At 74.8% G+C, this 11,565-nt stretch carries 2 protein-coding genes; both read left to right on the top strand.

Annotated features, from left to right (window positions below; translation table 11 throughout):
* Nucleotides 1–11 precede the first annotated feature (11 nt).
* Nucleotides 12–7,388, top strand: coding sequence for an amino acid adenylation domain-containing protein (locus ACIGG8_RS42310; RefSeq protein WP_396553908.1), 7,377 nt, complete (start codon nt 12–14; stop codon nt 7,386–7,388).
* On the top strand, nt 7,385–11,565 hold a 4,181-nt coding region (locus ACIGG8_RS42305; protein WP_396553907.1), incomplete at its 3' end, for an amino acid adenylation domain-containing protein. The genes ACIGG8_RS42310 and ACIGG8_RS42305, both read left to right, overlap by 4 nt.

Below are 11,565 nucleotides of genomic sequence, written 5' to 3'. Positions count from 1 at the left end.
GCACGGGTGATGTGGCGCGGTGGAATGCCGATGGCCAGCTGGTGTATGTGGGCCGGGTCGATGATCAGGTGAAGGTTCGGGGTTTCCGGATCGAGCTGGGTGAGGTGCAGGCCGCGGTCGTCGCGCACGAGCGGGTGGCTCGGGCTGCGGTGGTGGTGCGGGAGGACGAGCCGGGGGACAAGCGTCTGGTGGCGTATGTCGTCACCACCGACGCACAGGACCCGCATGGGCTGCGGGAGTTCGTGGCACATCGCCTGCCGGAGTACATGGTCCCTTCCGCGTTCGTGGTGCTGGACGGGCTGCCGTTGACGGTGAACGGGAAGCTGGACCGTCGTGCGCTGCCGGCACCCGAGTACGGTCCGGAGCAGGCCGGGGGGCGGGCCCCGCGGTCGCCGCGTGAGGAGGTGCTGTGCGGTCTGTTCGCGCAGACCCTGGGTGTGGAGTCGGTGTCGATCGACGACGACTTCTTCCGCTTCGGCGGCCACTCGCTCCTCGCGACCCGGCTGGTCAGCCGCATCCGCAGTCTCCTCGCGGTGGAACTCCCGATCCGCCAGCTCTTCGACACCCCCACCGTCGCCGGCCTGTCGGAGGCCGTCGACCGTGCGGACGGCAGTGTCCGCGCCCCGCTCACCGCTGCCGTCCCGCGCCCGGAGCGGATCCCGCTGTCCTACGCGCAGCAGAGGCTCCGCTTCCTCCAGCTGCTCGACGGCGACAGCACCGCGTACAACGCGCCCGGCGCCCTGCGGCTGCGCGGTCCGCTGGACGTCCAGGCGCTGCGCGAGGCCCTGGCCGACGTCGTCGCCCGCCACGAGAGCCTGCGCACCCTCTTCGTCGAGGACGAGGAGGGCTTCGCCCAGCGGATCCTGGCGTCGTACGACGCCCCGGTCGGGCTGGACGTCCGGGAGGTCGACGAGGACCGCCTGCCGGCCGAACTCGCCGCCGGGGCGGGCCACCGCTTCGACCTCTCGGCCGAACTCCCGCTGCGTGCCACGCTGTTCGCCCTCGCCGAGGACGAGCACGTGCTGCTGCTGCTCCTTCACCACATCGTCGGCGACGGCTGGTCCCTGCAGCCCCTGGCCCGCGACCTGTCGCTGGCCTACACGGCCCGCGCCGCCGGGGAGGCGCCGGACTGGCAGGCGCTGCCCGTCCAGTACGCCGACTACAGCCTGTGGCAGCGGGAGACGCTCGGTTCGGAGGACGACCCGGGCAGCGAGATCTCGCGTCAACTCGCCTACTGGCAACGGACCCTGGACGGACTGCCGGAGGAACTGGCGCTGCCCGCGGACCGGCCGCGGACCGCGGACCTCGCGAGCCGCGGCGGACGGGTCACGTTCCAGGTGCCCGTCGCCCTGCACCGGGACCTGCACGCGCTGAGCGGCCGGACCCGGGCCAGTTTGTTCATGGTGCTGCAGGCGGCGTTGGCCGCACTGCTGACCCGGCTCGGCGCCGGGACGGACGTCCCGATCGGCACCCCGATCGCCGGGCGGACCGACACGGCCCTGGAGGAGCTGGTCGGCTTCTTCGCCAACACGCTCGTGCTGCGCACCGACACCTCCGGCGACCCGGCGTTCACCGACCTCGTCGCCCGGGTCCGGGAGGCCGACCTCGGCGCGTACGCCCACCAGGACCTGCCGTTCGAGCGGCTCGTCGAGGCCCTCAACCCCGAGCGCTCGCTGGTCCGCCACCCGCTGTTCCAGGTCTGCCTGACCGTGCACAACTCCGACCCCCGGGCCACCGTCGCCGAGGTCGCCCGGCTGCCCGGGCTCGCCGTGGAGCTGGAGCGGCTGCCGATCGAGGACACCAAGTTCGACCTCAACATCGAGCTGACCGAGGGCTTCGACGAGCAGGGCCGGCCCGCGGGCATCGTCGCCGACCTGGAGTTCAGCACCGGCCTCTTCGACGAGGCCACCGCTCGCGCGATCGGCGCGCGGTTCCTGCGGCTGCTGGCCGCGGTGGCCGCCGAGCCGGGCAGCCCGCTGTCCGCCGCCGACCTCCTCGACGCGGGCGAGCGCGCCGCCGTGCTGACGCAGTGGAGCGACACCGCCCGCCCAGAGGCGGCCGAGGCGCTGTCCCGGGCCGGGCTCCCGGCCGCGCTGGCCCCCACCCGCGCCTGGATCCTCGACGAGGCCCTCCAGCCGGTGCCGCCCGGCGTCCCCGGCGTGCTGTACGCCGCGGGCGACGGCCCGGCGCCGGACGGGACGGCGGGCGTCGACCCGGACCGCCTGCTGCCCTCCCCGCTGACGGGCGCGGCCTGGCTGTACCGCCTCGACCGCGCCGCCCGCTGGACCGCCGACGGCGACCTGCGGCTCGCCGAGGCCCCGGGGGCCGACCGGGCCGGGGCCGGACCGGCCGCCGCCGTGCTGCCCGCGCGGTCCCGCGGCCCGCGCAGCCCGCTGGAGCAGATCCTGTGCACCCTGTTCGTCGAGGTGCTCGGTGTGCCGTCCGTCGGCATCGACGACGACTTCTTCGACCGCAGCGGCCACTCGCTGTCGGCCGTCCGGCTGCTCAGCCGGGTCCGGTCCGTCCTGGGCGCCGAGATCTCGATCCGCACGTTCTTCGAGAACCCCACGGTCGCCGGCCTCGCCGAGGCGTTCACCCGCGCCGACGGGGCCCGCCGGCCGCCGGCGCCCGTCGAGCGTCCGCGCCTGCTGCCGCTGTCCTACGCCCAGCAGCGGCTCTGGTTCCTCCACAACCTGGAGGGCGCCGACGCGACGTACAACATCCCCGTCACCCTCCGGCTGACCGGGGACCTGGACCGCGCCGCGCTGCGCGACGCCCTGGCCGACGTGGTGGCCCGGCACGAGAGCCTGCGGACCGTGTTCGCGGACGACCCGGCCGGCGCCCGGCAGATCGTCCTGCCCGCCGGGCACACGCCGCCCCGGCTCGCCGAGGAGCGGGTCGGCACCGGGGAACTGGCTGCCCGGGTGCGCGCCGCGGCCTCCCACGCCTTCGACCTGCGCGCCGAACTCCCGCTCAGGGCCTGGCTGTTCACCACCGAGACCGGGGAGCAGGTGCTGACCCTGGTGGTCCACCACATCGCTGGTGACGGCTGGTCCATGGGCCCGCTGGCCCGCGACATCTCGCTGGCCTACGCGGCCCGCGCCGCCGGGGAGGCACCGGCCTGGCCGGCGCTGCCCGTCCAGTACGCCGACTACACCCTGTGGCAGCGCGAGGTCCTCGGCTCCGAGGACGACCCGGACAGCGAGATCTCGCGTCAACTCGCCTACTGGCAGCAGACCCTGGCCGGCCTGCCCGAGCAGCTGGAACTGCCCGTCGACCGGCCCCGCCCGCCGAGCCAGTCCCACCGCGGCGGCCGGGTCCCCTTCGAGGTGCCCGCGGACCTGCACGCGGCGCTCGCCGACCTCGCCCGCGAGACCCGCACCAGTCTGTTCATGGTGCTGCAGGCGGCACTGGCCGGGCTGCTGACCCGGCTCGGCGCCGGGACGGACGTCCCGATCGGCACCCCGATCGCCGGGCGGACCGACACGGCCCTGGAGGAGCTGGTCGGCTTCTTCGTCAACACCCTCGTCCTGCGCACCGACACCTCCGGCGACCCGACCTTCGCCGACCTCGTCGCCCGCGTCCGGGAGACCAACCTCGGCGCGTACGCCCACCAGGACCTGCCGTTCGAGCGGCTCGTCGAGGTGCTCAGCCCGGTCCGCTCGCTCGCCCGCCACCCGCTCTTCCAGGTGCTGCTCGGCCTCGACAACAACCAGGAGGCCATCGACGTCCTGCGCCTGCCGGGCCTCACCGTCGACGTGGAGGCCCCGGAGACCGGCCGCGCCAAGTTCGACCTCGCCTTCTTCCTCGACGAGACCCACGGCCCCGACGGCGAGCCCACCGGCCTGCACGGCGCGGGCGAGTACAACGCCGACATCTTCGACCGGGCGACGGCCGGAGCCTTCGCCGAACGGCTCCTGCGGCTGCTCGGCTCCGCCGCCGCCGACCCGCACCGCCCCGTCGGGCAGCTCGACGTCCTGACACCCGGTGAGGCCCGGCAGCTCGGCGAGTGGAACCGCACCGCGCACGAGGTGCCGCCGCAGTTCGTCCCCGAGCTGGTCGAACGGCAGGCCGCCGACGTGCCCGAGGCCACGGCCGTCATCTCCGAGCGGAGCACCCTCTCCTACGGGGAGCTCAACGCCCGGGCCAACCGGCTGGCCCGCCACCTGGCGGCCCGCGGCGTGGGCGGCGAGTCGATCGTGGTGATCGCGCTGCCGCGCTCCGCCGAGATGATCGTCTCGCTGCTGGCCGTCCTCAAGGCCGGTGCCGCCTACCTCACCCTCGACACCAAGGCCCCCGAGCAGCGGCTGCGCGCCGTCCTGGACGACTGCGGCCCCGCCGCCGTCCTCACCGACACGGCCCACCGGCCGCTCCTGGGCGAGCCGCACGCCCGGGACGTCGTCCTGGACGACCCGGCCGTCGAACGGGCCGTGTCCGCCGAGGCCGACACCGACCTGACCGACGCCGACCGGGTCCGCCCGCTCGACCCGCGCCACCCGGCCTACGTCGTCTACACCTCGGGCTCCACCGGCACCCCGAAGGGGGTGGTCATGCCGATGGGCTCCCTGATGAACCTGCTCGGCTGGCACGCCGGCACCTACTGCGGCGGCGTCGGCACCCGCACCGCCCAGTTCTGCGCCGTCTCCTTCGACTTCGCCGTCCAGGAGATCCTCCAGGCGCTCGTCGTCGGCAAGACCCTCGTCCTGCCCGAGGAGCACGTCCGCGTCGACGGCCGCGAACTGGCCGCCTGGATCGCCCGGCACGGCATCAACGAGCTCTTCGCCCCCACCCTCGTCATCGACGCCGTCCTCGCCGCCGCCGCGGACCGCGGCGAGCCGCTCGACTCGCTCACCGACCTCTTCCAGGGCGGCGAGCAGTTCCGGCTCAGCAGCGAACTGCGGGCGTTCTGCGGGACCGGCCGGCGGCGCATGGCGCACAACGTCTACGGCCCCGCCGAGGTCGCCGCCATCACCTCGGCGACCCTCCCCGAGGACACCGACGAGTGGCCCGCCTCGGCCTCCATCGGCGAACCGATCTGGAACGCCGCCGCCCACGTCCTGGACGAGCGGCTGCAGCCGGTCGCCCCGGGCGTGCGCGGCGAGCTGTACATCGGCGGCTCCCAGATGGCCCGCGGCTACCTCGGCCGGCCCGACCGCACCGCCGAACGGTTCGTCGCCTCCCCGTTCGGCCCGCCCGGTTCGCTGATGTACCGCACCGGCGACGTCGTGCGCCGGCCCGCCGGCGGCGAACTGGAGTTCCTCGGCCGCTCCGACCACCAGATCAAGATCGGCGGCTTCCGGGTGGAGCCCGGCGAGGTCGAGGCCGTCCTCGCCGAGCACCCGGCCGTCGACACGGCCGCCGTCCTCACCCGCGAGGACACCCCCGGCGCCGTCCGCCTGGTCGCCTACGTGGTGCCCGCGCAACCCGACCCGGACCCCGACCTCGGCCGCACCCTGCGCACCCACATCGCGCAGCAGCTGCCGCACTACATGGTCCCCGCCACCGTCACCGTCCTGGCCGAACTGCCGCTGACCGCCAACGGCAAGCTCGACCGGGCCGCCCTGCCCGTCCCCGAGGCGCAGTCCGCCGGCGCCGGCGAAGGGCCGCGCACCGAACGCGAGAAGGCGCTGTGCGCCCTGTTCGCCGACGTCCTCGGCGTCCGCGAGGTCGGCATCGACGACGGGTTCTTCGACCTCGGCGGCGACAGCATCATGTCGATCCAGCTGGTCGGCCGGGCCCGCCGGGCCGGACTCGAACTCTCCGTACGGGACGTCTTCGAGCACCGGACCGTCGCCGCCCTCGCCACCGTCGTCACCGAAGCCGAGGGCACGCCGGCCGAGGAACCCGGCGCGGGCCTCGGCGAGGTGCCGCTCACCCCGATCAAGCACTGGCTGCTGGCCCGCAGCGACGACCTGGACGGGTTCACCATGTCCGCCGTCCTGCAGGCCCCCGCCCGCCTCGACCCCGGCCACCTGACCCGCGCCGTCCAGGCCCTGCTCGACCACCACGACGCCCTGCGGGCCCGGCTCTCCCCGGCTCCCGACCGGCGCCTGGAGGTCCCGGCCCCCGGCACCGTCGACGCCGCGGCCGCGGTCCACCGGGCCGACGCCACCGGACTCGACGGACCGGAGCTGATCCGGCTCGTCCACGCCGAGGGGGAAGCCGCCCGCGACCGCCTCGACCTGGCCGCCGGCCGCGTCGTCCAGGTCGTCTGGGTCGACCGGGGCCCCGACACGCCCGGGCTGCTGCTGCTCGTCATCCACCACCTCGTCGTCGACGGCGTGTCCTGGCGGATCCTGCTGCCCGACCTCGCCGAGGCCCACCAAGCCGTCGCCGCCGGCCGGGAGCCGGAACTCCAGGCCGTCGGCACCTCGCTGCGCCGTTGGGCCCAGCGCCTCACCGAGGAAGCCGCCAAGCCCGCCCGGGCGGCCGACGCCGGCTGGTGGCAGGACGTGCTGCGCACCGCCGACCCGCTGCTGGGCCGCCGCGCCCTGGACCCGGCCCGGGACACCCACGGCACCTCCGGCCGGATCGAGACGGTACTGCCCCCCGAGGTGACCGAGGCCGTCCTCACCAGGGTCCCCGCCGCGTTCAACGCCGAGGTCAACGACGTCCTGCTGACCGCCTTCACCCTGGCCTGGGCGCGCTGGCTGGGCGGCACCGGACTCCTGCTCGACCTGGAGGGCCACGGCCGCGAGGAACACCTCGTGGACGGCGCCGACCTGTCGCGCACCGTCGGCTGGTTCACCAACCTGTACCCCGTCCGCCTGAACGTCGGACCCGCCGACGTCGCCGACGCCCTCGCCGGCGGCCCGGCCGCGGGAACCGCCCTCAAGGCCGTCAAGGAACAGCTCCGGTCCGTACCGGACAAGGGCATGGGCTACGGGCTCGTCCGCCGGCTCAACCCCGCCACCGCGAGCGGGTTCGACGGACTGCCCGAACCGCAGGTGGCCTTCAACTACCTCGGGCGGTTCGCCACCGGCGGCGACGGCCCGGTCGCCGACTGGACCCCGCTGAGCGGCATCGACGCCGTCCCGGGAGACCCCGCGCACCTGCCCCTCGCGCACCCCCTCGAACTCAACGCCCGCACCGAGGACGGCCCCGACGGCCCGCGCCTGGTCGCCTTCTGGACCTGGGCCGACGGGATCCTCGACGAGACCGGGGTCCGGCACCTGGCCGGGCTCTGGTTCCAGGCGCTCGAAGCCCTCGTCACCCACGCGCGCGACCCCCTCGCAGGCGGACTCACCCCCTCCGACGTCTCCCTCTCCTCCATCACCCAGGACGAGATCGAGGCGTTCGAGGACGAGCTCGACGACCTGTTCGGCGACGACGAGTTCGCCGCCTCCGACGACGTAACCGCTCCTGAAGACGAAGAGGCCACGAAGTGAGTCGCAACCCGCGGAAGATCGAGGACATCCTGTCGCTGGCCCCCCTCCAGGAGGGCCTGCTCTTCCACAGCGTCTACGACGAGGACGGCCTCGACCCCTACGTCGTCCAGATCTCCTTCGACATCGAGGGCGCCCTCGACCCGGCCGCCCTGCGCGCCGCCGCCGAGAAGCTGCTCGCCCGCCACGGCAACCTGCGGGTCGCCTTCCGCCAGCGCAAGAACGGCGACTGGGCCCAGCTCGTCATGCGCGAGGTCCGGCTGCCCTGGACCGAGACCGACCTGACCGGCCTGCCCGAGGACGAGCGGGCCGCGGCCGCCGCCGCGGCCGTCGCCGCCGACCGCGCCACCCGCTTCGACGTCGCCCGGCCCCCGCTGCTGCGCTTCACCCTGCTGCGGCTCGGCGCCGACACCCACCGCCTGGTGCTGACCAACCACCACCTCCTGATGGACGGCTGGTCCCTGCCCGTCCTCATGGGCGAGCTGTTCGCCCTCTACGACACCGACGGCGACCCCACCGCCCTGCCGGCGGTCCGCCCCTACCGCGACTACCTCACCTGGCTGGAGCGGCAGGACAAGGACGCCGCCCGCGCCGCCTGGCGCGACGCCTACGCCGACCTCGCCGAGCCCACCCAGGTCGCGCCCGGCGCGGGCCGGGCCGCCGTGGCCGGCGCCGAGGTCCAGGCCCTCCTCGACAGCGCGGACACCACCGAACTCGGGGAGATCGCCCGCAGCCGCGGCCTCACCCTCAACACCGTCGTCCAGGCCGCCTGGGCGATCGCCCTGAGCACCCACACCGGACGCGACGACATCGTCTTCGGCACCACCGTCTCGGGCCGCCCCCCGGAGCTCGACGGCGTCGAGCGGATGGTCGGGCTCTTCATCAACACCCTGCCCACCAGGGTCCGGATCCGGCCCGCCGAGTCCCTCACCGCACTCCTCGCCCGCGTCCAGGACGAACAGGCCCGGCTCACCCCGCACCAGCACCTCGGACTGGCCGAGGTACAGCGCGCCGTCGGCCTCGGCGAACTCTTCGACACCTCCATGGTGTTCCAGAACTACCCGGTCAGCCGCACCGGCACCGCCGGCACCGGCATCGGCGCCGCCATCAGCCTCGCCCCCGGCAAGAACCGCGAGGCCACCCACTACCCGCTGCTGCTGATCGCCTCCGCGCGCGACACCATGCGCTTCCGCCTCAACTACCGGCCCGACGTCTTCGACGCGGCCACCGCCCAGCGCGTCCTCGACCGCTTCGTCCGGGTCCTGCACGGCCTGATCGCCGACCCGGACCAGGCCGTCGGCCGCCTGGCGCTGCTCGGCGACGACGAGCGCGACGAGGCCCTGCTGCGCTGGAACGACACCGCCCACGACGTCCCCGAGGACACCACGATCCTCGACCTGTTCCGGGCACAGGCCGCCCGCACCCCGCACGCCCCCGCGGTCAGCGGCCCGGACGGCACCCTCGACTACGCCGAACTCGACGCCCGCTCCAGCCGCCTGGCGCACCTCCTCGTCGCGCGCGGCGCCGCCCCCGAGCGGTTCGTCGCCATCGCCCTGCCCCGTACCGCCGGCATGGTCGTCGCCCTCCTCGCCGTCCTCAAGACCGGGGCCGCCTACCTGCCCGTCGACCCCGACTACCCGGCCGAGCGCATCGCGTTCATGCTCGACGACACCCGGCCCACCCTGCTGCTCACCACCGGCGAGCTCGCCGCGGCCCTGCCCGACGGCGGCACCCCGCGCCTCCTGCTCGACGACCCCGCGCTGGCCGGCGAACTCGCCGCCCGCCCCGCCACCGCACCCACCGACGCCGAGCGGCACGGCGCCCTGCTGCCCGCGCACCCGGCGTACGTCATCTACACCTCGGGCTCCACCGGCCGCCCCAAGGGCGTCGTGATCGAGCACCGCTCCCTCGGCGCCTACCTGCAGTGGGCCCGCGACGCCTACCCGGCGATGACCGGCACCTCGCTGCTGCACTCGCCGATCTCCTTCGACCTCACGGTCACCGCCCTCTACACGACCCTCGTCTCCGGCGGCCTGGTCCGCGTCGCCGACCTCGACGAGACCGCCGCCGAGGGCCCCACCCCCACCTTCCTCAAGGGCACCCCCAGCGTCCTCGCCCTGCTGGAGGCGCTGCCCGCGGACGCCTCCCCGAGCCGGCTCGTCATGCTCGGCGGCGAACTCCTCCTCGGCGAGGTCATCGACCGCTGGCGCGCCCGCCGCCCCGACGCCGACGTGCTGAACGTCTACGGCGCCACCGAGGCCACCGTCAACAGCGTCCAGTACCGCATCCCCGCCGGCGCCCCCTCGCCGACCGGCCCGGTGCCCGTCGGCCGCCCCTTCTGGAACACCCGGGTCTACGTCCTCGACAGCGCGCTGCGCCCCGTCCCCGCCGGCGTCCCGGGCGAGGCCTACATCGCCGGGACGGGCCTCGCCCGCGGCTACTGGCACCGGGCCGGGCTCACCTCCGAGCGCTTCGTCGCCGACCCGTACGGGCCGCCCGGCTCCCGCATGTACCGCACCGGCGACGTCCTGCGCTGGAACCACGACGGGCTCCTGGAGTTCGTCGGCCGCGGCGACGGGCAGGTCAAGCTGCGCGGCTACCGCATCGAACTCGGCGAGATCGAGGCCGTGCTGGCCGCGCACGAGCACGTCACCCAGGCCGCCGTCCTGCTGCGCGAGGACCAGCCCGGCGACAAGCGCCTGGTCGCCTACGCCGCCACCGGCGGCCGCACCGTCACGTCCGACGAGCTGCGGGCGCTGGCGGCCGGCCGGCTGCCGGAGTACATGGTGCCGTCGGCGTTCGTCGTGCTGGAGGCGTTCCCGTTGACGCCGAACGGGAAGCTTGACCGTCGTGCGTTGCCGGCGCCGGAGTACGGGGCGGAGTCCGCCGGGCGGGCGCCGCGTTCGCCGCGCGAGGAGATCCTGTGCGGTCTGTTCGCGGAGACGCTGGGCGTGGAGTCGGTGTCGATCGACGACGACTTCTTCCAGCTCGGCGGGCACTCCCTGCTCGCCACCCGCCTGGTCAGCCGCATCCGCTCCACCCTCGGCGCCGAGATGGCCATCCGCCAGCTCTTCGACACCCCCACGGTGGCCGGCCTCTCCGGGGCCCTCGACACCGGCAACGGCAGCGCCCGCCCCACCCTCACGGCCGCCGTGCCGCGCCCGGAGCGGATCCCGCTGTCCTACGCCCAGCAGCGCCTCTGGTTCCTCAACCGCTTCGAGGGCCCCAGCGCGGCCTACAACTCGCCGGTCGCCCTGCGACTCTCCGGCGCCCTGGACCGGACGGCACTGGGCCTGGCCCTCGCCGACCTCAGCGCCCGCCACGAGAGCCTGCGGACCGTCCTCGCGGAGGACGCCGAGGGCCCGCACCAGATCGTCCTCGGCGCCGACCGCCCCGTGGACCTCACCGTCGTGCGCACCGACGAGGCCGGACTGGACGAGGCCCTGCTGACCGCCGCCGGCCACACCTTCGACCTCACCACGGACACCCCCCTGCGGGTCTGGCTCTTCGAGCTCGACGCCGAGGAGCACGTCCTGCTGCTGCTCACCCACCACGTCGCCACCGACGCCTGGTCCCGCGCGCCGCTCGCCCGCGATCTGACCACCGCGTACGCGGCGCGCGTCGCCGGGGAGGCCCCGGCGTGGCCGGCGCTGCCGGTGCAGTACGCCGACTACAGCCTCTGGCAGCGCGAGCTGCTGGGCTCCGACGACACGGCCGCCGGCGAGGGGCCGATCCACCACCAACTCGCCTACTGGCAGGAGGCGTTGTCCGGTCTGCCGGAGGAGCTGGTGCTGCCGTACGACCGGCCGCGGCCGGCTCGCGCCACCCACCGGGGCGACACCGTCACCTTCGAGCTCACCCCGGAACTCCACCAGAGCCTCGCCAAGGTCGCGCGCGAGCAGCGGGCCAGCCTGTTCATGGTGCTGCAGGCGGCGCTCGCGGCGCTGCTGAGCCGGCTGGGGGCGGGGGAGGACATCCCGCTCGGCACGCCGATCGCGGGCCGCACCGACGACGCGCTGGACGACCTGGTCGGGTTCTTCGTCAACACGCTGGTGCTGCGGACGGACGTGTCGGGCGACCCGACCTTCGCGGAGCTGATCGAGCGGGTGCGGGCGGCCGACCTGGAGGCGTACGCGCACCAGGACCTGCCGTTCGAGCGGCTGGTCGAGGCGGTCAACCC

This window comes from Kitasatospora sp. NPDC085464, assembly GCF_044541955.1.
In the GTDB taxonomy this organism is placed as follows: Bacteria; Actinomycetota; Actinomycetes; order Streptomycetales; family Streptomycetaceae; genus Kitasatospora.
Note: the sequence above shows the minus strand (reverse complement) of the source record. Positions and strands in the feature narration are given on the sequence as shown.